The sequence below is a fragment of the Curtobacterium sp. MR_MD2014 genome (genome assembly GCF_000772085.1).
Lineage (GTDB): Bacteria > Actinomycetota > Actinomycetes > Actinomycetales > Microbacteriaceae > Curtobacterium.
Window position 1 is genome coordinate 1338355 of sequence record NZ_CP009755.1, and the last position, 22526, is coordinate 1360880.

The following is a 22526-nucleotide window of genomic DNA, read 5'->3' on the forward strand; positions in this document are numbered from 1 at the left end:
GGCGGGATTAGGCTTGCCGCACTTCCCATGCGCGCGTCCTCACCCGTCACCCCTGCAGTCCGGCCCCGCCCGGCACCCGCCTCGCGGTCCCGTCTCGTCGGGGCAGCGCTGCTCGCCGTCGCCGCCCTGGTGGTGGCCGTCGCGCTCTCCGTGGCGTTCGGCTCGCGCCCGATCCCGCTCGGCACCGTCCTCGACGTCGTCCTGCACCCGCACCGGGACGACGAGGTGGGACTCATCGTGCTCGGCAACCGCGTCCCGCGTACCGTCGTGGGGCTGCTCGCCGGCGCCGCGCTCGGGGTGGCCGGTGCCGTGATGCAGGGCGTGACCCGGAACCCGCTGGCCGACCCGAGCATCCTCGGCATCAACGCCGGAGCAGCCCTCGCCGTGGTCGTCGGGATCGCGGTGTTCGGCATCAGCGGGACCGCCGCGTACCTGCCCTTCGCCTTCGTCGGGGCCGGGCTCGCGGCGCTGCTCGTCTACGGCATCGCGGCCGTCGCCCGGCGGGGCCTGTCGCCGGTGGGCCTCGCGCTCGCCGGAGCGGTCGTCGCCGCCGCCCTGTCGTCGGTCACCACGGCGGTCCTCGTGTCGAGCCAGAGCCTGCTCGACCAGCTGCGCTTCTGGCAGGTCGGAGCGCTCGCCGGCAAGGACCTCGGCACCGCCGGCGTCGTGGCCGTCCCCGTCCTCGTCGGACTCGTCGTGGCCGCCGGCCTGGGGCGCTCCCTGAACACCCTCGCGCTCGGGGACGAGCTCGCCGCGTCGCTCGGGCAGCGGGTCGTGCTCGTCCGCATCGTCGGCGGTGTCGTGACGGTCCTGCTCGCGGGGTCCGCGGTGGCAGCCGCCGGACCGATCGCGTTCGTCGGCCTCGCCGTCCCGCACGCCGTCCGCCGACTGAGCGGGCCCGACCAGCGCTGGACGATCCTCCTGTCCGCCCTCGTCGCACCCGCCCTCCTGCTCGTCGCCGACGTGATCGGGCGGGTCGTCGCGTACCCGGGGGAGCTGCAGGTCGGCATCGTGACCGCGCTCATCGGTGCCCCGGTGTTCATCTGGCTCGTCCGGTCGCGGGTGGTGACCGGCCTGTGACCGCGGTCCGTCGCGAGCTCGCCGTCCTCGGCGCGGTGGTCGTGCTCCTGGTCGCCCTCGTGCTCGTCGGGCTCGGGGTGGGGGAGATCCCGCTCTCGCCGCTGCAGGTCGCCGGCGCCCTGGTCGGACACGGCGACACCGTGTCGGACTTCGTGGTCGGGCAGCTCCGCGGCCCCCGGGTCGCCGGTGCCGTGCTGGTCGGTGCCGCGCTGGGCGCCGCCGGCGGCATCGTGCAGAGCGTCGTCCGCAACCCCATCGCGAGCCCCGACGTCATCGGCATCACGTCGGGCGCGAGTGCCTCGGGGCTGACGGCGATCGTGCTCTTCGGGGCGAGCGGCGGTGTGCTCTTCGGGTCCGTCGTCGTCGGCGCCCTGCTCGTGTCGGTCGTCATCGCCGCGCTCTCCTGGCGTCGGGGGATCACCGGCAACCGCGTCGTCCTGGTCGGCATCGGGGTGGCGGCGATCTGCCTCAGCATCACCGGCTGGATGCTGACCGCGGGCAGCGTCCAGCAGGCGGGCACCGCGCTCCTCTGGCTCTCGGGCAGCCTGAACGCGGTGGACCGCACCCTCGTCGGCATCCTCGCGGTCGCCGTCGTCCTGCTCCTGGCCGCTGCGCTCGCGCAGTCCCGCCGGCTGACGGTCCTCGCGCTCGGGGACGAGGTGGCCGCAGCCCTCGGACTCCGGCCCGACCGCGCGAAGTCGCTCCTGCTCCTCACCGCCGTCGGCCTCACCGCGGGAGCGGTCGCGACGGCGGGCCCGGTCGCCTTCGTCGCGCTGATGGCGGCACCGATCGGACGCCGTCTCGTCGGCAACGGGCGGGTCGCGCTCGGCGTCGTCGCGGCCGTCGGCGCGGTCGTCACGCTCGCGAGCGACCTGCTGGCGCAGTTCGCGATCCCCGGCAACGCCCTGCCGGTCGGTGTGGTCACGGGCGTGGTCGGGGCGCCGTACCTGCTCTGGCTCCTCGCACGCGGGCGGTAGGCGCGGTACCCGGCCCTGCCGGGCGTACCTGGCCCTGCCGGGCGTGCCTGGTCGTTCCGGGCGTACCCGGCCCTGCGAGGCGTACCTGGTCGTTCCGGGCGTACCCGGCCCTGCGAGGCGTACCTGGTCGTTCCGGGCATGCCTGGTCGGTTCGGGCGTACTTGGTCGTTCCGGGCGTACCTGGTCGTCCTGGTCCACCAGGTACGCCCGTTCCCGCAAGGCATCCCACCCGTTCTGGGAAGGAACGGGCGCACGGAACGGGTGTCGGCGATCGACGCACGCATGCACGGACGGACGGGAGGCGCGGTCCGGGCCGGCACCGCGCCTCCCGTCCGTCGCATGGTCGCGCTGGCGGCCCTGGCGGCCCTGGCGGCCCTGGTGGTGCCGGCGGCGCTGGTTGCGCTGGTGACGCGGGGCGGTGCCGGCCGAAGCGGCGGGCGTGCCCCCCGTGCGGGAAACCGCGCGCGGTCCCGCGATGCCGCACCGCGCTGCGTGATGCCGCACACAACCGCCAGGACCCCCCGTTCGGGTGTCGGCGGCCTGCGGGATCTCTCGTACCGTCGTCCCGACCGACCGGACCCCCGACAGCGCCCGACCCGACGGAGCGCTGGTCCGGAAGGAACGAAGGACTGCCATGCCCGATCCGTCTGCCGGCGCACCGACGCGCCGTCGCCAGTGGGGTGCCGAGCGCCGGACCCGTCCGCTCGACACCCTGCACGCACGCCCCTCCGACCGGAAGCTCGTCTCCGGTCGCGTGGCGATCATCCTGACCGTCGCCTTCTGGCTGGCGTACGTCGTCTACACCGTGATCCGCCAGTTCCTCGACTACGGCACCGAGAGCTTCCGCTTCACCACCGAGGCGATCTCGTACCTCGTCGTCGTCACCTTCCTGACCTTCTCCGCGCTCATGCACCTGGTGGCCCGCCAGGGTGCGATGGAGCGGTTCGCGAGCCACGTGCGGGTCCCGCGCGCCGAGCTCGACCGACACTTCGCCTCCGGCCACGAGGCGCCGATGACCGTCCTCGTCCCGAGCTACGCCGAGGAGCCGGACGTCGTCGCGACCACGCTCTGGTCGGCAGCGCTCCAGGAGTACCCGTCCCTGCGCGTCGTCCTGCTCGTCGACGACGCGCCGTTCCCGACCGACCCGGCGACGCTCGACAAGCTGGAGCGCACGCGCGCGGTCGCGGACCGCATCCAGGCGCAGCTCGAGGTCCCCTCGCGCCGGTTCCAGGAAGCGCTCTTCTCGGCCGAGGTCGAGGCGGACGCTGCACCGTTCGCCAGCACGCACGCGCTCCGGACCCTCGTCGAGCACCACCGCTGGGCCGACGCGTGGCTCCGCCGGAACGCCCGGGAGCACGAGGTCGCCGACCACGTCGACCGGTTCTTCCACGACCAGGTGCTCGTCGGGCTCGCCGACGAGTTCCGGCTGACCGCCGAGGCCCTCGAAGCGGCCATCGCCGACGCCGTCGCCCTCGGTCAGGACTTCAGCGAGGTGACCTCGGCGCGGGCGCTCGAGCTGCAGCGCCGTCTCGCCTGGACCTTCACGGCGGAACTGACCACGTTCGAGCGGAAGCGGTACGTGAACCTCTCCGACGAGGCCAACAAGGCGATGAACCTCAATGCCTACATCGGCCTGATGGGCGGGGCGTACGCGTTCGACGAGACCGCGTCCGGGACCGTCCTGCGCACCGTGGACGACGCCGACGCGGCCGACCTCGTGGTCCCGGCGTCGGACTACCTCCTGACGCTCGACGCCGACTCCGTCCTGCTCCGCGACTACTGCCTGCGCCTGGTCTACTTCCTCGAGCAGCCGGAGAACGCCCGGGTCGCCGTGACGCAGACCCCGTACTCGTCCTTCCGCGGCGCTGCCACGCGCATCGAGCGGCTCGCGGGGGCCACCACCGACATCCAGCACATCCTCCACCAGGGGATGTCCCGGTACGACGCGACGTTCTGGGTCGGGGCGAACGCCGTCATCCGCACCCAGGCGCTCCGTGACATCGAGGAGGTCGAGACCGTCGGCGGCTTCGAGGTGAAGCGCTACGTCCAGGACCGCACCGTGATCGAGGACACCGAGTCGAGCGTCGACCTCGGCATGCACGGCTGGACGCTCGTCAACTACCCGGAGCGGCTCTCGTACAGTGCCACGCCGCCGGACTTCGGGTCGCTCGTCGTCCAGCGCCGCCGCTGGGCGAACGGCGGCCTCCTCATCCTGCCGAAGTACGTCCGCCAGGTCCGTGAGCGCCGGGCACGAGGCGAGCGGGTCGGTCTCGTCGAGATGGCGCTGCGCGTCAACTACATGGCGTCGATCACCTGGGCGTCGTTCGGGCTCGTCTTCCTGCTCGCGTACCCGTACGACTCGCGGCTGCTCAGCCCGATGGTGCTGCTCGCGGCGCTGCCCTACTTCTGGCTGCTGTCGAGCGACCTGCGGTACTGCGGCTACAAGCGCACGGACGTCTTCCGCATCTACGGCTTCAACCTCATCCTCACGCCGGTGAACGTCGCGGGCGTGCTCAAGAGCATCCAGCAGGCCCTCACGGCGAAGAAGATCCCGTTCGCGCGGACGCCCAAGGTGCGGGACCGCACGGCCTCGCCGGCGCTCTACGTCCTCGCGCCCTACGCGATCGTCGCCTTCTCGGTCTTCACCTTCGTCCGCGACTACGGCGCGCAGAACTGGGGGAACGCGGTCTTCGCCGCCTTCAACGCGCTCCTCGCCACCTACGCGATCGTCGCCTACATCGGCGTGTGGAACTCCGTGGTCGACGTCTGGCTGTGGGCCACGCGCTGGATGTACTACGACCCGTCGGCGCGCGCAGCCCGTCGTGCCGCTCGTCGTACCGCTCGTGCGGCCGCCCGTGCCGACCGTCGGCGCGGACGTCGTCGCGGCGGCGTCCGCCCGGTCCCGGAGCCCGTCCTCGAGGACTGGCACGCGGTCCTGTACTTCGGACACGGCGGCGGCAACCTGCCCGTCCGGCACGACGCCGACGTCGTCGGGGCGGCGGGCGCACGTGCCACCGCGTCCGCCCAGGCCGACGCGACCGGCCCGCGCCAGGAACGGAGCGCAGCCTGATGTCGACGACGAGACGACTCTCCCCGGTCCGGGTCACCATCGCGGTCGTGGTCGCCGCCGCCGTCGCCGTCGCCGGGTACGCCGGCTTCGACCGCTGGCACTCGGCGCAGGCGACCGAACGGCAACCAGCGTGGTTCGCCGCCTACACCGACGTCACCGCGACCCCGGTCTTCGCGTTCGAGGACGTCAAGTCGGCCAAGGGACGCAACGTCATGCTGTCCTTCGTCGTCGCCGACCACGACGACGCCTGCTCGCCGACCTGGGGCTCGTACTACTCGCTGCAGGGTGCGGCGGACCAGCTCGACCTCGACCGCCGTGTCGCCCGTCTGCAGCAGCAGCACGGCGAGGTCGGGGTGTCGTTCGGCGGCCTGGCGAACGACGAGCTCGCCACCACCTGCACGAAGGCGTCCGACCTGCTGGGTGCCTACCGGCAGGTCGTGCAGCGCTACGACCTGTCGACCGTCGACTTCGACGTCGAGGGCGACGACCTCACGAACCGCGCTGCGGGGGAGCGGCGTGCGAAGGCGGTGGCGGCGCTCCAGGACGAGCGCCGGGCCGCCGGTCACCCGCTCGCGGTGTGGCTCACCCTGCCGGCCGCGCCCTCGGGGCTGACGTCCGACGGGACCACCGCGGTCGCGCAGTTCCTCGCCGCCGGCGTGGACCTCGCCGGGGTGAACGCGATGACGATGGACTACGGCGAGGCCAAGGGGTCGAGCCAGAGCATGTACTCGGCGTCGGTGCAGGCGCTGCAGGAGGTCCAGCGACAGCTCGGTGTCCTGTACCAGCGCGCGGGCACGCCCCTCGGTGACGGCACCCTCTGGCACAAGGTCGGGGCGACGCCCATGATCGGGCAGAACGACGTCCGTGACGAGGTGTTCTCGCTCAGCGATGCCCGGAAGCTCAACGCCTGGGCGCGCGACCGCGGGCTGGGGCGCATGTCGATGTGGTCGCTCAACCGTGACACCACGTGTGGGTCGAACTACGTGAACCTGTCGACCGTCTCGAACTCGTGCTCCGGCGTCGACCAGGACGGACTGCTCTTCGCCGACGTGCTCGGCAAGGGGTTCGGCGGCGGGATCGTCGCGGCGGCCTCCGACGTCACGGAGGCCGAGCCCTCCGCCACCGAGCAGCCCACCGACGACCCGAAGACCAGTCCCTACCCGGTCTGGGACCAGGACGCGTCCTACCTCGAGGGCACGAAGGTGGTGTGGCACCGCAACGTCTACGAGGCGAAGTGGTGGACGTCGGGCGACCTGCCGGACGATCCGGTGCTCAGCGCGTACGAGACGCCGTGGCAGATCATCGGCCCGGTCCTGCCGGGGGAGAAGCCCGTGGAACCGCTGACGCTGCCCGACGGGACCTACGCCGCGTGGTCGGGGACGAAGCAGTACGACACGGGCGCCCGCGTCCTGTTCCACGGCATCCCGTACCAGTCGAAGTGGTGGAACACCGGCGACAGCCCCGAGGCGTCCACGAGCGACCCGGACGGGTCGCCCTGGGTCCGTCTGAAGGATGCCGAGGTGCGTCGGATCCTCGACGGGCTCGCCTCGGGCGAGCCGGCGCCGACCGCCACCGCGACGGCGACGCCGGCTCCGTGACGACGCACCTCGTGATCCGGTCCGGCCTGGAGGCACGGTGCGGGTCCGCCCCGTGCCTCCCGTCCGTCGGCTGGGTCACGGCGGTGTGTTCGCTGTGCGCGTGCTCCTGAGTTCTCCCCAGCCCCGTTCGGGGCTCCCGCGAGGTCACCCGTTTCCGATACGCTGGTGCGCCAAGAGGAGGAGGTCCACGATGCCAGAGCCAGTGGTCCCGCAGCCGGGTGGTCAGAAGACTCCGGAACAGCGGCTGGTCGACACGACCCTGACCTTCAGCATGGACATGGGAGCGGCCCTGACGGCCGAGTCCGGTGTCTCGACCGAGGAGCGCGAGGCGATCAACGCCCTGCCCTCGGGTTCGGCGTTGCTGGTGGTCCGGCGTGGTCCGAACGTCGGCGCGCGGTTCCTCCTCGACTCCGACGTCACGACGGCCGGTCGGCACCCCGCTGCCGACATCTTCCTCGACGACGTGACGGTGTCGCGGAAGCACGCGCAGTTCCTGCGCCACGGCACGGCCTTCAGCGTCAAGGACAACGGGTCGCTGAACGGCACCTACTTCGACGGCGTACGCATCGACGAGGCACTCCTGACCGACGGCGCCGAGGTGCAGGTCGGCAAGTTCCGCCTCACGTTCTACGCATCCCGGGTCGACCTGGCGCGCCTGGCGACCGCGTAGTGGCTGCGCGGTCCGCCGCAGCCCGGGCCGGTGCTGCGGTACCGGACCTGCTCACCATCGGGCAGGTCATCGCCCGGTTGAAGCCCGACTTCCCCGACCTGTCGAGCTCGAAGCTCCGCTTCCTCGAGGAACGCGAGCTCGTCACGCCGATCCGCACCGCCAGCGGGTACCGGAAGTTCTCGGCGGCCGACGTCGAGCGGCTCCGGATCGTGCTCGGTCTGCAGCGTGACCACTACCTGCCGCTCAAGGTCATCAAGGACTACCTCGCCGATCTCGACGCGGGGCGCGAGCCCGTCCTGCCCGGCGGCGGTGACGCCCCGAGACCGTCGATCCTCGGCCGCGAGCGTCGGTACACGCGGGACGAGACCGTCCGCGCTGCAGGTGCCTCGCCGATGCTGCTGACCGACGCGGTCTCGGCGTCGCTGCTGCCCGCGGCCGACACCTACGGCGACGACGCCGTGGCGGTGCTCAAGGCCCTCGTCGAACTGCAGCGCACCGGCATCGAGCCGCGGCACCTGCGCACCATGCGCGGTGTCGTCGAGCGCGAGGTCGGCTTGATCGAGTCGGCCCTCATGCCGGTGTCCCGTCGAGGTGACGCCACCTCGCGGGCCAAGGCGACGGAGCTCGCGCGCGAGATCGCCGGGCAGCTCGAGGTCGTCCGGTCGAACCTGATCCGCACGGCGATCGGCCGACTCGACGCATGACCGGCGACCGGTCGGCGTCCGGACCGGGGCTGCGCCCTGTCGACCGTCGGTGGTCGGGGCGTATCCTCGACACGCCGGACGCGCCGGTGCGGATGTGCCGGGCAGACCGTGTCCGAGTCGCTACCGTGGACCTCGGAACAACTCTCAACCCGTCGTTGAACCTTCTGGTGGGAGCTCGAACGTCGTGGAAGGCATGCACATGAGTGGGACTGACACCCCCGGTACCGAGTCCGAGATGACTCGGTACGACCTCGGCCTGCTCTTCACCGACGGCCTCCCCGAGCACGACGAGCAGAACGGCTACCGCGGCACCGTCGCCGCACGCGCAGCCGGCATCTCGTACCGACAGCTCGACTACTGGGCCCGCACCGAGCTCGTGCAGCCGACCATCCGCGGCGCTGCCGGGTCGGGGTCGCAGCGGCTCTACGGCTTCCGGGACATCCTGGTGCTCAAGCTCGTCAAGCGACTCCTCGACACCGGGATCTCGCTGCAGCAGATCCGCACCGCCGTGAACCAGCTCCGCGAGTCCGGCGTGTCCGACCTCGCCCAGACGACGCTGATGTCCGACGGGGCGTCGGTCTACCTGTGCACCTCGGACGACGAGGTCATCGACCTGGTGTCCCGCGGCCAGGGCGTGTTCGGCATCGCGGTCGGCAAGGTCCTGCGCGAGGTCGAGAGCTCCCTGGTCGAGCTCGACGCCACCCCTGCTGCGGACCCCGCCGACGAGCTCGCCGCCCGCCGGGCGAACCGCGCGTCCTAGCCGTTCCTCGCCCTCCCGCTCGTCCGGCTCCGCCGGAGAGTCGTCGGTGCGTCGTCCGGTGCCCTCGACCGGGCCAGATCTGTCACGCTCGCGCCGTTCGACGACGTCCCTGACCCACTCGGCGTCGCACCAGCTGCGTGTCGTGCCCACTCGGCACTCGGCAGACCCCGCCCGGCGGCCCACAGCCCGCGTGTCCTGCCCACTCGGCGTTCGATCATTGACCTTCGGCTGCTGAGACCCGAGCCCCGGCCCCCGGGACGCGAGCCCCGACCCCGGGCCCCGACTTCCCGCGCGGATGGTTCCGGTCGCGCGAACTGCCGCGAGTGTCCGTCTCGGTCGCACGACTTGCCGCTCAGCTCCCGTGCGGACGGCATGTCGTGCGACCAGGACCGTCGACGACTGCATCGAGTCGAGCGTGCGACATCTCGGCCGTTCAGCGGATGACGGGCCCGAACGGTCGAGGGCTCGCCTCGTACGCAGCGGCTTCAGTGCGCGCCGATCCGAGCGAGCACGACATGCCGCCGGGTCGTCACGGCGCGGGCGGGATCCGTCGTCCGGGGACCTCGACCGTGACAAATGGTGCGCGCTCGACGGCCGGCCCAGCGCGAAGCCGGTCCGGGACCTCGACCGTGACAGATGTTGCACGCTCGACGGCCGGCCCAGCGAGGAGCCGGCCGGGGAGCAGCCGGTCCGGGGGAGGAAGCCGGCCCGGAGAGGCGGCAGCGCCTAGGCGGCGCCGCCCTCGGCGTACGGACCGATCTTGCCCGTGCGCATGATGCGCTCGAGCAGCTGGTCGAAGTTCTTCGCCATCTCCTGCGCCGACTCGCCGGGCCACACGTGCAGGGGCTTCGCCGCGCCCTGCGCCTGCTGCAGCGACGTGCGCTCCGGCAGCTGCGGCGAGAGCACGAGCGGGCCGAACATGTCCCGGAGTTCCTTGATGCGGAACTGGTGCTCGAGCGACTGCACGCGCGCCCGGTTCACGATGATGCCGAGCGGCTGCAGGCGGGGGGAGAGCCCACGGCGGATCTCCTCGATCGCACGGAGCGCGCGGTCCGCGGCGGCGACGGAGAACAGGCCCGGCTCGGTGACCACGGTCACGCGGTCCGAGGCAGCCCAGGCGGTGCGGGTCAGGGCGTTGAGCGACGGGGCGCAGTCGATGAGGACCAGCTCGTAGTCCTGCTCGACGTTCGCCAGCGCCTCCTCCAGCTTCCAGATGTCCCGGATGGAGGGGTGGGGGCCGTCGAAGTTGATGGCGGACGGCGACCCGACGAGCACGTCGACCTTGCCCTGCGAGCCCTTCGTCCACCCGGACGGGGCGATCGCCTGGCGGACGATCTTCTCCTTCGGGTTCTCGAGGACGTCGGCGACGTTGAGGTGGCCGGAGATGTCGATGTCGAGGCCGGTCGAGACGTCGGACTGCGGGTCGAGGTCCACCACCAGCGTGCGCAGTCCCTTGGCGAACGCGGCCGATGTCAGGCCGAGCGTCACCGTCGTCTTGCCGACACCACCCTTGAGGGAGCTCACGCTGAGTACATGCACGGTGAGCCACGTTACCGCCAGTAAGGTTGTGACACCTCAACCCGGGCTGAAAGGGACGTCGTGTTCAGCAAGATCCTCGTGGCGAACCGTGGCGAGATCGCCATCCGCGCGTTCCGTGCCGCGTACGAGCTGGGGGCCCGGACGGTGGCCGTCTACCCGTACGAGGACCGCGGATCCCTGCACCGGCTGAAGGCCGACGAGGCCTACGTCATCGGCGAGCCGGGTCACCCGGTCCGTGCCTACCTGGACGTCTCCGAGATCATCCGTGTCGCCCGCGAGTCGGGTGCCGACGCGATCTACCCGGGGTACGGTTTCCTCTCCGAGAACCCGGAGCTGGCCGCCGCTGCCGCCGCTGCGGGGATCACGTTCATCGGGCCGGGCGAGCACGTCCTCGAGATGGCCGGCAACAAGGTCACCGCGAAGGAGCACGCGATCGCCGCCGGTGTCCCGGTCCTCGCGAGCACCCCGCCGAGCCGCGACGTCGACGAGTTGCTCGCGGGTGCCGACGCCGTCGGGTTCCCGGTCTTCGCGAAGGCGGTCGCCGGCGGCGGTGGGCGCGGGATGCGCCGCGTGGAGACGAAGGCCGAGCTCCGCGAGGCGCTCGAGGCCGCGATGCGCGAGGCCGACAGCGCGTTCGGCGACCCGACGATGTTCCTCGAGCAGGCCGTCCTGCGTCCGCGGCACATCGAGGTGCAGATCCTCGCGGACGCCACGGGCACGGACGACGGCACGATCCACCTCTTCGAGCGCGACTGCTCGGTGCAGCGCCGCCACCAGAAGGTGGTGGAGATCGCACCGGCGCCCGACCTCGATCCGGCGATCGCCGCCGCGCTCCACCGTGACGCGGTCGCCTTCGCGCGGTCGATCGGCTACGTCAACGCCGGCACCGTCGAGTTCCTCCTCGACACCGAGGGCGAGCGTGCCGGTCAGCACGTCTTCATCGAGATGAACCCGCGCATCCAGGTCGAGCACACCGTGACGGAGGAGGTGACGGACGTCGACCTCGTGCAGTCGCAGATGCGCATCGCCGCGGGGGAGACCCTCGCCGACCTCGGGCTCGCGCAGGACACCGTCGCCGTGCACGGTGCGGCGCTGCAGACCCGCATCACGACCGAGGACCCGACGCAGGGCTTCCGTCCGGACACCGGACGCATCACGACCTACCGCAGCCCGGGTGGCGCGGGGGTCCGGCTCGACGGCGGCACGGTCGCGACGGGTGCGCAGATCAGCCCGCACTTCGACTCGATGCTCGCGAAGATGACCTGTCGTGGGCGGGACTTCCCGGCGGCCGTCGCCCGGGCGAAGCGTGCCCTGGCCGAGTTCCGCATCCGCGGCGTGAGCACGAACATCCCGTTCCTGCAGGCCGTGCTCGACGACCCGGACTTCGCCCGTGGTGACGTCTCGACGCAGTTCATCGAGGAGCGCCCGCAGCTCTTCGGCGGCCACGTGTCGAAGGACCGCGGCACGAAGGTGCTCGGGTGGCTCGCCGACGTGACGGTGAACAAGCCGAACGGCGAGCGTCGCCCGCAGACCGTCGAACCGGTCGAGAAGCTCCCGGCCGTCGACCTGTCCGCCGCGCCGCCGTCCGGGCAGCGCGACCTGCTGCTGCAGGTCGGCCCCGCCGAGTGGGCGCGACGGCTCCGCGCCCAGACCGCGCTCGCGGTCACCGAGACGACGATGCGTGACGCCCACCAGTCGCTGCTCGCCACGCGCGTCCGGACGAAGGACCTGGTCGCCGTGGCGCCGCACGTGGCCCGGCTCACCCCGCAGCTGCTGAGCGTCGAGGCCTGGGGCGGAGCGACCTACGACGTCGCCCTGCGCTTCCTCGGCGAGGACCCGTGGGAGCGCCTGGCGGCACTCCGCGGGGCGATCCCGAACATCCCGGTGCAGATGCTGCTGCGCGGGCGCAACACGGTCGGCTACACCCCGTACCCGACCGAGGTCACCGACGCCTTCGTCGCCGAGGCCGCCGCGAGCGGCGTCGACGTCTTCCGTGTGTTCGACGCGCTGAACGACGTCAGCCAGCTGCGTCCCGCCCTGGAGGCCGTGCTCGCGACCGGCACGGCCGTCGCCGAGGCGGCGCTCTGCTACTCCGGCGACCTCCTCGACCCGGCAGAGGACCTCTACACGCTCGACTACTACCTGCGGCTCGCCGAGCAGATGGTGGAGGCCGGCGCGCACGTCATCGGCATCAAGGACATGGCCGGTCTGCTCCGTGCGGGAGCGGCCGAGCGGCTCGTGGGCGCGCTGCGTGAGCGGTTCGACCAGCCCGTGCACGTGCACACGCACGACACCGCCGGCGGGCAGCTCGCGACGCTCCTGGCGGCCAGCCGGGCCGGCGCCGACGCGGTCGACGTCGCGGCGGCGCCGATGGCCGGGACGACGAGCCAGCCGAGCATGTCCGCGCTCGTGGCGGCGCTGGCGCACACCGAGCGCGACACCGGCCTCGACCTGACCGCGGTCGGCGCGCTCGAGCCCTACTGGGAGGCGGTCCGTCGCGCGTACGCCCCGTTCGAGTCCGGCCTGCCCGGTCCGACCGGCCGCGTGTACCAGCACGAGATCCCCGGCGGGCAGTTGTCGAACCTCCGGCAGCAGGCCATCGCCCTGGGACTCGGCGACCGCTTCGAGCAGGTCGAGGACTGGTACGCCGCGGCGAACCGCATCCTCGGCCGCCCGACCAAGGTCACGCCGTCCTCGAAGGTCGTCGGCGACCTGGCGCTGCAGCTGGCCGCGGTCGGCGCCGACCCCGACGACTTCGAGCAGAACCCGCAGCAGTACGACATCCCGGACTCGGTGATCGGCTTCATGGCCGGCGAGCTCGGCGACCTGCCCGGCGGGTGGCCGGAGCCGTTCCGGTCGAAGGTGCTCGAGGGCCGCGAGGTGCACGTCGGGACGACCCCCGTGCCGGAGGCGGAACGCGCCGCGCTCGCGACCGCCGGACCCGAGCGGCAGCAGGCCCTCAACCGACTGCTCTTCCCGCAGCCGACCCGGCAGTTCGCCGCGGTGCGGGAGCAGTACGGCGACCTCTCGGTGCTGCCGACCCTCGACTACCTCTACGGTCTGCGTCCCGGGCAGGAGCACGTCGTGCCGCTCGGGCGCGGCGTGGAGCTGCTCGTCGGGCTCGAGGCGATCGGCGAGGTCGACGAGCGGGGCGTGCGTACGGTCATGACGACGCTGAACGGGCAGCTCCGCCCGGTCGCCGTCCGTGACCGCTCGGTCGAGGTCGCGACGAAGGTCGCCGAGCAGGCGGACCCGTCCGACCCGAAGCACGTCGCCGCGCCGTTCTCCGGTGTGGTGACGCTCAAGGTCGCCGTCGGTGACGTCGTCCGGGCTGGTCAGCCCGTGGCGAGCATCGAGGCGATGAAGATGGAAGCGGCCATCACGGCGCCCGTGTCGGGCACCGTCGGCCGTCTCGCGATCCCGGTGACCCAGCAGGTGGACGCCGGCGACCTCCTGGTGGTGCTGCAGTAACGTGACCGTCCGTCCCATCCGCCTGTTCGGCGACCCCGTCCTCCGTTCCCCCGCGGACCCGATCGCACCGGACGCCCTCGGTTCGCCGGGCGTGCGCGACCTCGTGCAGGACCTCCTGGACACCGTGCGCGAGCCCGGTCGTGCCGGCGTGGCCGCTCCGCAGATCGGTGTCGGCCTGCGCGCGTTCTCGTACAACGTCGACGGCGAGGTCGGGTACGTGCTCAACCCCGAGGTCGTCGAGGTGCGCGGCGAGGTCGAGCTCATGGACGAGGGCTGCCTGTCCGTCCCCGGGCTCTCCTACCCGACCCCACGCCACCCGTGGGCCAGGGTCCGCGGCGTCGACGTCGACGGCGCCGAGGTCGTCCTCGAGGGCACCGGGCTGATGGCGGAGGCGCTGCAGCACGAGGTCGACCACCTCGACGGCACCGTCTACGTGATGACCCTCGCCCCGGAGGTCCGTCGCGCCGCGCTGCGTGACGTCCGCGCCCAGTCCTGGTTCCACTGACCGCGTCCCGAGCACGCGGGCGACGGCGCCCCGGCCGTTCCCGCGACCGGCGGCGCACGCGGACGGGCCGCTTCCGGCGACCAGGGCGTGACACCCCTTCGCGGGATTGTCCGAACGTCCCGGTCGCGAGGTACCGTGTCCGCGTCGGCTTCCCACCGACACGGCTCCCACACCCTCAGGACACCCAGCATGACCGTTCAGAACGACGAGCTCAGCTCGCACCGCACCCGCACCAACCGCCGCCCCGACCCCGCGCCGACGACGTCGTCGGTCGCCGTCCTCGACGCGCCGGAGGTGCAGGCCCCGGAGGCCTGATCCGAGAGCGCGTCCGCGACCCCTCGGCGGGTCGCGCCCCGCGAGCAGACGACACACGGGAGGCCCGGTGTCGGTCCGTCGGACCGGCACCGGGCCTCCCGTCCGTCGTCCCTACGCGCGGCCCCGTCGTCGGGACGCGACCACGGGAGTGGCCGTGGTCTGGACCTTCGACCCCGAGTAGATGTGCTCGACGTCCGCGGCGAAGTCCCGCAGCACGACGGCGCGCTTGATCGTCAGCTTCGGGGTGAGGTGGCCGGAGGCCTCCGTCAGCTCGGTGTCGACGATGGTGAAGGACCGCACGGACTCGGCCCGGGACACCCGCTGGTTCGCGGTGTCCACGGCCTCCTGCACGGCGACGTGCACGCGCTCGTCGTAGGCGGCCTCGCGCGGCGTGAGCGCGGGGGTGATGCCGCGGGCCTCGCACCACCCGGGGAGCATCTCCCGGTCGAGCGTGACGAGCGCGGCGACGAAGGGCTTGCCCTCGCCGACGACCACCACCTGCCCGACCAGCGGGTGCTCGCGGATGCCGTCCTCGAGCGGCGCCGGCGCGACGTTCTTGCCGCTCGCGGTGACGATGAGCTCCTTCGCCCGACCGGTCACCGTGAGCACCCCGTCGGCGTCGAGCCGCCCGAGGTCGCCCGTGCGGAACCAGCCGTCGCTGAAGGCCTTCGCGGTCGCCTCGTCGTTGTGCCAGTAGCGGTCGAACACGTCGACGCCGCGGATCAGGATCTCGCCGTCCTCGGCGATCCGTACCTCGACGCCCGGGAGTGCTCGACCGACCGTGCCGATGCGGAGCTCGCGCGCCCGGTTCACGGTCGCCGGCGCGGTGGTCTCGGTCAGGCCGTAGCCCTCGAGGATGTGCACGCCGATCGAGCGGAAGAAGTGCGACAGGCGGGGGGAGAGCGGAGCGGAGCCGCTGATCGCGTACTGCACGCGTCCACCGATCGCGTCGCGCAGCTTGGCGTAGACCAGCTTGTCGAACAGCGCGAACCGCAGCTTCAGGCCGAGGGGCACCCGTCCCGCGGCCACCGCCTCGGAGTGGGCGACCGCGACGTCGGCCGCGGCACGGAAGATCCGACCCTTGCCGCCGAGGTCGGCCTTCTGCTCGGCCGAGTTGTAGATCTTCTCGAAGACGCGGGGCACCGCCAGCAGGAAGGTCGGCTTGAACGTCGACACGGCGCGCATGAGGTCGCGGGTGTCCGGCTCGTGGCCGACGAGCACCCCGGTCGAGATCGACATGACCGCGATGAAGCGGGCGAAGACGTGGGCCATCGGGATGAACAGCAGCGTGGAGGACCCGTCGGCGACGACCTCGGGCATCGCCTCGGTGGCGCCCTCGACCGTCCCGGTGAAGTTGTCGTGCCGCAGGACGCACCCCTTCGGGCGTCCGGTGGTGCCCGACGTGTAGATGATCGTCGCGTCGTCGTGCCCGTGCACGTCCGCCGTGCGGGCGTCGAGCTCGGCGTCGGTGACCGTCTCGCCGAGGCGGACCAGGTCGTCGAGACCGCCGCCGTCGATCGTCCAGTGCTGTCCGAGGTGCGGCAGGTCCGGGGCGATCGACGCCACCCGGCGGGCGTGCTCCTCCTGCTCGACCACGATCGCCACGGTCTCCGAGTCGGAGAGGATCCAGCGCACCTGGTCGGGGGAGCTCGTCTCGTAGACCGGCACGGACACGAGCCCCGCGGTCCAGACGGCGAAGTCGACGAGCGTCCACTCCATGCGGGTGCGGGAGAGGACGGCGACGTGCGCGCCCGGGGCGAGCCCGGCGGCGACGAAGCCCTTCGCGATCCCGCGGACGCGCGCGAGGGTGTCCGCGGCGCTGACGGTCGTCCAGGTGTCGCCGTGCCGCTGGGCGAGGATCGGCCGGTCGGGCGTCCGACGCGCCCGGTCGGAGAGCAGTCGGGCGGCGGAGCCGTGGTCGGGTGCGGAGTTGGGTGCGGGCTGCCGCTGATCGTTCACGGTTGACTCCCTTGTCGGCCGGTGCGATACGAGGACGCCTCGACGATGAGACGTCACCGCCAGCATACGGGCGGAGCGGCACCGGACGGACGGGCCGCGGTGCGGTTCGCAGCACCTCGTCAGCCGTCGGGCGTCGTCGGCCGGCTCCGTGCGGGCAAGCGGTGCCCGGCGCCCACCTCGGTCGCGTTGCCGGCGTTCGGCGTCGCCACGCGGAAACGGTAGGCTCGACCCTCGTGCATGCCATCGGAATCGACATCGGGGGCACCAAGATCGCGGGAGCGGTCGTCTCGGAGCTCGGCGAGATCCTCGCCGAGGACCGCGTCGCCACCAACGCGGCGGACCCGGACGCCATGCTCGACGACGTCGTGACGATGGTCACCCGTCTGCGAGCCGCCCACGACGTGGGAGCGGTCGGTGTCGCGGCACCGGGCTTCATCGACGCGTCGCAGTCGATCGTCTACTACACGCCGAACATCCGCTGGCGGAACGAGCCCCTCCGGCAGAAGCTCCAGGAGCGCCTCGGCGACCTGCACATCACCGTCGACAACGACGCGAACGCCGCCGGCTGGGCGGAGTTCCGCTTCGGTGCCGGTCGCCTCGTGTCCGACATGACGATGCTCACGATCGGGACCGGTGTCGGTGGCGCGATCGTGACCGAGGACCGGCTCTTCCGCGGCGGCTTCGGCACCGGCGGCGAGATCGGTCACCTGCGGATCGTCCCGAACGGCCTGCCCTGCGGCTGCGGCGCCCGCGGCTGCATCGAGCAGTACGGCTCCGGCCGTGCCCTGCAGCGCATGGCGAACGACGTCGCCGACGCCGGCGGCATCGGTTCGGCACTCGCCGACGCGCGCGAGCAGAACGGCGGGCAGCTCGACGGCGCGATCGTCGGCGACCTGATCCTGGCCGACGACCCGGGCGCCCTCGCCGCGCTCCGTCGCCTCGGTCGCCACCTCGGCGAGGCCTGCGCGTCGCTGTCCGCGGTGCTCGACCCGCAGCTGTTCGTCTTCGGCGGCGGTGTCGCGAGCGCCGGCGACCGTCTGCTCGAGCCGATCAAGCAGGCCTACCTCAACAACCTGCCGGCGCGCGGGTACCACCCGGAGCCCGACTTCGTGATCGCCGAGCTCGTGAACGACGCCGGCGTCGTCGGCGCCGCCGACCTCGCCCGCATCCACGCCCGCACGGCGTAGGGTCACCCCGACGGTACGCGCGTCCCGAACTGGAGTCGACGATGACCTACTGGCTGCTCAAGAACTTCCTGCTCGGCCCGCTCATCCTGACGCTCTTCCGACCCTGGGTCGTCGGCCGTGAGCACGTGCCCGCGAAGGGCCCGGTGATCTTCGCGTCGAACCACATCTCGTTCATCGACTCGGTGATCCTGCCGGCGGTGCTCGACCGGCGGATCTCCTTCCTGGCGAAGAGCGACTACTTCACCGGTCGGGGCCTCAAGGGCTGGGCGACGAAGACCTTCTTCAACGCCATCGGGCAGCTGCCCATCGACCGCTCCGGCGGCAAGGCGTCCGAGGCGTCGCTCCACACCGGGCTCCAGGTCCTGGCACGCGGCGAGCAGCTCGGCATCTACCCCGAGGGCACCCGCAGCCCGGACGGCAAGCTCTACCGCGGCCGCACCGGCATCGCCCGGATGATCCTCGAGGGCCGGGTGACCGTCGTTCCGGTCGCGATGGTCGGCACGCGCGAGGTGCAGCAGATCGGCCAGAAGTTCCCCAAGTTCAAGCGCGTCGGCGTCGTCTTCGGCAGGCCGCTCGACTTCTCGCGCTTCGAGGGCTTCGAGACCGACCGGTTCATCCTGCGCAGCGTCACCGACGAGGTCATGCACGAACTCGCCGGACTGAGCCGCCAGGAGTACGTCGACGTCTACGCGACGAGCGTCAAGGAGCGTGCCAGCAGCGCTCGTGAGCAGGTCATGAAGGACCGCCGCACGCCGACCGCCTGACGGGCGACCGCCGTCGTCGCCCCCGCGTCACGCGGGAGCGGCGGGTCGGGCGCGGACGGTAGGATCTGAGGACTCCGGCCCCGGCCGGACCGGCCTGCGCGCAGGCCTCCCGCTCCCGCCCGACCCAGAACACCGAGGTACCGCCTTGATCGAGTCGACCGACGTCGTCGCCCTGCAGGATCCGGACGTGATCGAGGGTCTCGACCACTGGCGCACCCTGCCGATCAAGCAGCAGCCGACCTGGCCCGACCGCGCCGCGGCCGAGGCGGCGTCGGCCGAGATCGCGACGCTGCCGCCGCTCGTCTTCGCGGGCGAGGTCGACAAGCTCCGTGACCGGCTCGCCGCAGCGGCGCAGGGCAGGGCGTTCCTGCTGCAGGGCGGCGACTGCGCCGAGACCTTCGCCGGAGCCACGGCGGACTCGATCCGTGACCGCGTGAAGACCATCCTCCAGATGGCCGTCGTGCTCACCTACGGTGCCTCGACACCGGTGATCAAGATGGGACGCATGGCGGGGCAGTTCGCCAAGCCGCGGTCGAGCGACTTCGAGACGCGCGGCGACGTGACGCTGCCGGCGTACCGCGGCGACATCGTGAACGGCTACGACTTCACCCCGGAGAGCCGCCAGGCCGACCCCCGCCGCCTGGTGCAGGGCTACCACACGGCCGCGTCGACGCTGAACCTGGTCCGTGCCTTCACGCAGGGCGGGTTCGCCGACCTGCGGCAGGTGCACTCGTGGAACAAGGGCTTCGCGTCGAACCCGGCGAACGCCCGCTACGAGCACCTCGCGAAGGAGATCGACCGCGCGATCCGCTTCATGGACGCCTGCGGAGCCGACTTCGAAGCGCTGAAGCACACCGAGTTCTACGCCTCGCACGAGGGGCTCCTCATGGACTACGAGCGGCCGATGACCCGCATCGACTCGCGCTCCGGTCTCGCCTACGACACCTCCGGCCACTTCATCTGGATCGGCGAGCGGACCCGCGACCTCGACGGCGCCCACGTCGACTTCCTGTCCCGCGTGCGGAACCCGATCGGTGTGAAGCTCGGCCCGACGACGACCGTGGACGACATGAAGGCCCTGGTCGACACGCTCGACCCGGAGCGCGAGCCCGGTCGTCTGACGTTCATCACCCGGATGGGTGCGGGCAGGATCCGCGACGAGCTGCCGAAGCTGCTCGAGGCGATCAAGGGCATGGACGCGAACCCGCTCTGGGTGACCGACCCGATGCACGGCAACGGCCTGACGACCCCGACGGGCTACAAGACCCGTCGCTTCGACGACGTCGTGGACGAGGTCCTCGGCTTCTTCGAGGCGCACCGCCAGGTCGGCACCTACCCGGGCGGCATGCACGTCGAGCTCACCGGTGACGACGTCACCGAGTGCCTGGGCGGCTCCGAGCAGATCGACGAGGCGACCCTGGCGACGCGCTACGAGTCGCTGTGCGACCCGCGGCTCAACCACATGCAGTCGCTCGAGCTCGCCTTCCTGGTGGCGGAGGAGCTGAGCGCCCACCCCTACCAGCGGCCGTAGTCGCGACCGCACGCCGGACGGGAGGCGCGGTGCCAGCCGGCACCGCGCCTCCCGTCGGTCCGCTCGTGCGTCCGCTCGTTGCCCACCCGTCCTGCCCGGCTCCGCTCGCCCGTCCTGCCCGGTTCCGGTCGCACGACCTGCCGCTCACGTTCCGCGCGGACGGCACGTCGTGCGACCGCAGCGACCGCCGACGGCACGTCGTGCGACCGGAACCGGCGAGCGGTCGAGCAGCCGAGCGGCCGCCTGGCGGCTACTGCTCGTAGGAGAGCGTGATCGTGTCGCCGCGGTACACCGTGGAACCCTGGACCGGGTCCGTCGCGGTGACCGGGAGCGCCGACTTCCAGTCGTAGAAGCGGCAGAGCACGTTCGTGCAGTCGGGCACCTTCACGTCGAGGCCGAGGTTCTCGAGCGTGGAGGTCGCCTCGTCGATGGTCTTGCCGGCGACGTCGGGCAGCGTGATCGGCGTCGGGCCCTTCGAGAGAACGAGGTCGACGGCAGAGCCCTGCACGGCGGGGGAGTCCTCGACGCTGGACGAGATGACCTGCCCCTTCGGCACGTCGTCGCTGTAGCGCTCCTGCTGCGCCCCGACGACCAGACCGACGGCGTCGAGCGCGGCGGTCGCGCCGTCGAGGGTCTTGCCCGTGACGTCCGGGACGGCGCCGAGCGAGACCGTGAGCGTGACCGGCCCGCGTTCGGCGTACTCGCCGACGGAGGACAGGTCGACCGTCTGCCCGTCGGTGCCCAGGCCCTTCGCCGCGATCACGGTGTCCTCCGGAGCGTCGGCCGAGAACTCGTACTGGTCGTCCTGCAGCTGGAAGTCGTCGTCCAGTGCGGCCGTCACGGTCGACAGCGGTTGCCCGACGATCGCGGGCAGGGCGATCATCCGCGGGCCGTCCGACACGACGATCCGCACCGGGGTGCCCTTGCGGACCTCGCGTTCGGCCGCCGGCTTGGTCGTCGACACCTGCCCCTTCGCCACGACGGCGTCGTACCGGCTGTCGGTCTCGGCGGTGGGCTGGAGCCCCTGTGCCTGGAGCAGCTGCCGGGCCTGTGCCACGGACTTCCCGGCGACCTCGGGGATGCGGACGTTGCCCCAGGGTCCCGGACCGAGGGCCCAGCCGACGACGCCGGCGATGATCGCGAGGACCACGACGACCGCGAGCAGGATCCACCCGCGCTTCCGACGCTTGACGGACTTGTCGGCGAGGCGTTGCGCCGCCGGGGAGAGCGTCCCGGGCTGGGTTCCCGTGCGTCGGGGGCCGGGCGCACCGCGGCGGGCCGGAGCAGCGGGCGCACCGCCCGTCGTGTCGGCGATCACCCGGGTGGCGTCGTCCTGCTCGGGGCCGTCCCACCGTCCGGACGCATCGGCCGAGGAGGGCGACGCGCTGCCGGCCGGCAGGATCGCGGTGGCGTTCTCCGGACGCAGCACCGCGGTGCGGTACTGGCCGGTCGCGCGCTGCTGGTTGCCCGACATGTGGTCGAGCATCTCGCGGGCGTCGCGCGGACGGTCTGCGGGGTCGCGGGCGGTGGCCCAGGCGACCAGGTCGTCGAGCTCCGGCGGGACGCCCGGCTCCGCGGCGCTCGGCACCGGGACCGTGTCGTTGGCGTGCTGGTAGGCGATCTGCATCGGCTGGTCGCCCTTGTAGGGCTGCTCGCCGGTGAGCATCTCGTAGAGCATGATGCCGAGTGCGTAGATGTCGCTGCGCGAGTCGGCGGCGCCGCGCGTCACGAGCTCGGGGGACAGGTACGCGATCGTGCCGAGCAGGGCTGCTCCGGTGGCCGTGTTCGCCGTGGTCGCCCGCGCCAGGCCGAAGTCGCCGAGCTTGATGCGCCCGTCGTCGGCGAGCAGGACGTTCTCGGGCTTGAGGTCGCGGTGCACGATGCCGGCCCGGTGCGCCGACGCGAGGCCGGCGAGCACGGCGCGCAGGATGTCGGTGGCCTGCTCCGGGGTGAGCGCCCGGTGCTCCTGCAGCAGGTCGCGCAGGGTGATGCCCGGGATGTACTCCATGACGATGTACGCCGTGTCGTCCTCGGCACCCTGGTCGTACACCCCGACGAGGTTCGGGTGGGAGAGCCGGGCCGCCGAGCGGGCCTCCTGGATGAAGCGCTCACGGAAGGCCTGGTCGTCGGCCAGGTGCCCGTGCATGATCTTGATCGCGACGCGACGCTCGAGCCGGACGTCGGTGGCGAGGTACACCGTCGCCATGCCCCCGCGCGCGATGCGCGAGCGCACGCGGTACCGCTGGTCGATCATGCGACCGATCATCGGGTCCGTTGCGGCGTTCGTGGTCATCGGCGGCATTCTACGAAGGGCTGCCGGTACGGTCCGACCTGACGCACCGACCGTGACCCAATCTCGATCTCGAGGATGAGTCGGCTGTCCGGCCGACCAGACG

At 72.2% G+C, this 22526-nt stretch carries 16 protein-coding genes; 13 read left to right on the forward strand and 3 right to left on the reverse strand.

The annotated features are described in order from the left end of the window. The first annotated feature begins 27 nt into the window (after window positions 1-27). The 7 genes from NI26_RS06195 to NI26_RS06225 all read left to right on the forward strand — a co-directional run bounded on the left by NI26_RS06195 (window position 28) and on the right by NI26_RS06225 (window position 8859). The gene (locus tag NI26_RS06195; RefSeq protein ID WP_066653690.1) at window positions 28-1080 is read left to right on the forward strand and encodes a FecCD family ABC transporter permease; all 1053 of its coding nucleotides are present in this window, start codon (window positions 28-30) and stop codon (window positions 1078-1080) included. After that, the gene (locus NI26_RS06200) at window positions 1077-2057 is read left to right on the forward strand and encodes a FecCD family ABC transporter permease (protein WP_066653691.1); all 981 of its coding nucleotides are present in this window, start codon (window positions 1077-1079) and stop codon (window positions 2055-2057) included. The genes NI26_RS06195 and NI26_RS06200 overlap by 4 nt, the downstream gene beginning before the upstream one ends. Before the next feature lie 634 nt (window positions 2058-2691). Next, window positions 2692-5127: a glycosyltransferase family 2 protein gene (locus NI26_RS06205; protein ID WP_066653693.1), complete on the forward strand. Its 2436-nt coding sequence runs from the start codon at window positions 2692-2694 to the stop codon at window positions 5125-5127. Continuing rightward, entirely contained in the window at window positions 5127-6725 is a 1599-nt protein-coding gene (locus NI26_RS06210) for a chitinase (RefSeq protein ID WP_066653695.1), read from the forward strand. The genes NI26_RS06205 and NI26_RS06210 overlap by 1 nt, the downstream gene beginning before the upstream one ends. Window positions 6726-6915: 190 nt before the next feature. Beyond that, window positions 6916-7395: an FHA domain-containing protein gene (locus NI26_RS06215; RefSeq protein ID WP_066653698.1), complete on the forward strand. Its 480-nt coding sequence runs from the start codon at window positions 6916-6918 to the stop codon at window positions 7393-7395. Further along, window positions 7395-8099, forward strand: a complete 705-nt coding sequence (gene ftsR / locus NI26_RS06220) for a transcriptional regulator FtsR (RefSeq protein ID WP_066653699.1) — start codon at window positions 7395-7397, stop codon at window positions 8097-8099. The genes NI26_RS06215 and ftsR overlap by 1 nt, the downstream gene beginning before the upstream one ends. 199 nt (window positions 8100-8298) lie before the next feature. Then, window positions 8299-8859: a MerR family transcriptional regulator gene (locus NI26_RS06225; RefSeq protein WP_066658032.1), complete on the forward strand. Its 561-nt coding sequence runs from the start codon at window positions 8299-8301 to the stop codon at window positions 8857-8859. A gap of 726 nt (window positions 8860-9585) precedes the next feature. On the opposite strand, the gene NI26_RS06230 is transcribed toward NI26_RS06225, so the two are convergent. Next, window positions 9586-10398 (reverse strand): ParA family protein, encoded by an 813-nt coding sequence (locus NI26_RS06230; RefSeq protein ID WP_058729211.1) that lies wholly within the window; start codon window positions 10396-10398, stop codon window positions 9586-9588. Between the two features lie 60 nt (window positions 10399-10458). Here NI26_RS06230 and NI26_RS06235 point away from each other — a divergent pair, with 60 nt between their 5' ends. The 3 genes from NI26_RS06235 to NI26_RS17270 all read left to right on the forward strand — a co-directional run bounded on the left by NI26_RS06235 (window position 10459) and on the right by NI26_RS17270 (window position 14689). Beyond that, the gene (locus tag NI26_RS06235; RefSeq protein WP_066653700.1) at window positions 10459-13869 is read left to right on the forward strand and encodes a pyruvate carboxylase; all 3411 of its coding nucleotides are present in this window, start codon (window positions 10459-10461) and stop codon (window positions 13867-13869) included. A 1-nt stretch (window position 13870) separates the two neighbouring features. Continuing rightward, the gene (locus NI26_RS06240) at window positions 13871-14374 is read left to right on the forward strand and encodes a peptide deformylase (RefSeq protein ID WP_066653701.1); all 504 of its coding nucleotides are present in this window, start codon (window positions 13871-13873) and stop codon (window positions 14372-14374) included. A 189-nt stretch (window positions 14375-14563) separates the two neighbouring features. Further along, entirely contained in the window at window positions 14564-14689 is a 126-nt protein-coding gene (locus NI26_RS17270; RefSeq protein ID WP_268746771.1) for a hypothetical protein, read from the forward strand. Between the two features lie 111 nt (window positions 14690-14800). Here the strand turns inward: NI26_RS17270 and NI26_RS06245 are convergent, their stop codons facing one another. After that, window positions 14801-16648, reverse strand: coding sequence for an AMP-dependent synthetase/ligase (locus NI26_RS06245; RefSeq protein WP_066653704.1), 1848 nt, complete (start codon window positions 16646-16648; stop codon window positions 14801-14803). A gap of 233 nt (window positions 16649-16881) precedes the next feature. Here NI26_RS06245 and NI26_RS06250 point away from each other — a divergent pair, with 233 nt between their 5' ends. From NI26_RS06250 to NI26_RS06260, 3 genes are all read left to right on the forward strand, one after another. Further along, complete coding sequence (locus NI26_RS06250; RefSeq protein ID WP_066653706.1) at window positions 16882-17835, forward strand: ROK family glucokinase; 954 nt, start codon at window positions 16882-16884, stop codon at window positions 17833-17835. Window positions 17836-17876: 41 nt separating this feature from the next. After that, window positions 17877-18599, forward strand: coding sequence for a lysophospholipid acyltransferase family protein (locus NI26_RS06255; RefSeq protein WP_066653708.1), 723 nt, complete (start codon window positions 17877-17879; stop codon window positions 18597-18599). A 187-nt stretch (window positions 18600-18786) separates the two neighbouring features. Then, complete coding sequence (locus tag NI26_RS06260; protein WP_144411431.1) at window positions 18787-20130, forward strand: class II 3-deoxy-7-phosphoheptulonate synthase; 1344 nt, start codon at window positions 18787-18789, stop codon at window positions 20128-20130. Between the two features lie 250 nt (window positions 20131-20380). Here the strand turns inward: NI26_RS06260 and pknB are convergent, their stop codons facing one another. After that, window positions 20381-22423 carry a Stk1 family PASTA domain-containing Ser/Thr kinase gene (gene pknB / locus NI26_RS06270; RefSeq protein ID WP_066658035.1) on the reverse strand — a complete coding sequence of 681 codons (2043 nt, stop codon included), beginning with the start codon at window positions 22421-22423 and terminating at the stop codon, window positions 20381-20383. Window positions 22424-22526 lie beyond the last annotated feature (103 nt).

What these genes read in the sequence shown, in the direction of transcription:
- NI26_RS06195 (WP_066653690.1), top strand. Translation starts at nt 28, where the DNA reads ATGCGCGCGTCCTCACCCGTCACCCCTGCAGTCCGGCCCCGCCCGGCA.
- NI26_RS06205 (WP_066653693.1), top strand. Translation starts at nt 2,692, where the DNA reads ATGCCCGATCCGTCTGCCGGCGCACCGACGCGCCGTCGCCAGTGGGGT.
- NI26_RS06210 (WP_066653695.1), top strand. Translation starts at nt 5,127, where the DNA reads ATGTCGACGACGAGACGACTCTCCCCGGTCCGGGTCACCATCGCGGTC.
- NI26_RS06215 (WP_066653698.1), top strand. Translation starts at nt 6,916, where the DNA reads ATGCCAGAGCCAGTGGTCCCGCAGCCGGGTGGTCAGAAGACTCCGGAA.
- NI26_RS06225 (WP_066658032.1), top strand. Translation starts at nt 8,299, where the DNA reads ATGAGTGGGACTGACACCCCCGGTACCGAGTCCGAGATGACTCGGTAC.
- NI26_RS17270 (WP_268746771.1), top strand. Translation starts at nt 14,564, where the DNA reads ATGACCGTTCAGAACGACGAGCTCAGCTCGCACCGCACCCGCACCAAC.
- NI26_RS06255 (WP_066653708.1), top strand. Translation starts at nt 17,877, where the DNA reads ATGACCTACTGGCTGCTCAAGAACTTCCTGCTCGGCCCGCTCATCCTG.
- pknB (WP_066658035.1), bottom strand. Translation starts at nt 22,423, where the DNA reads ATGACCACGAACGCCGCAACGGACCCGATGATCGGTCGCATGATCGAC.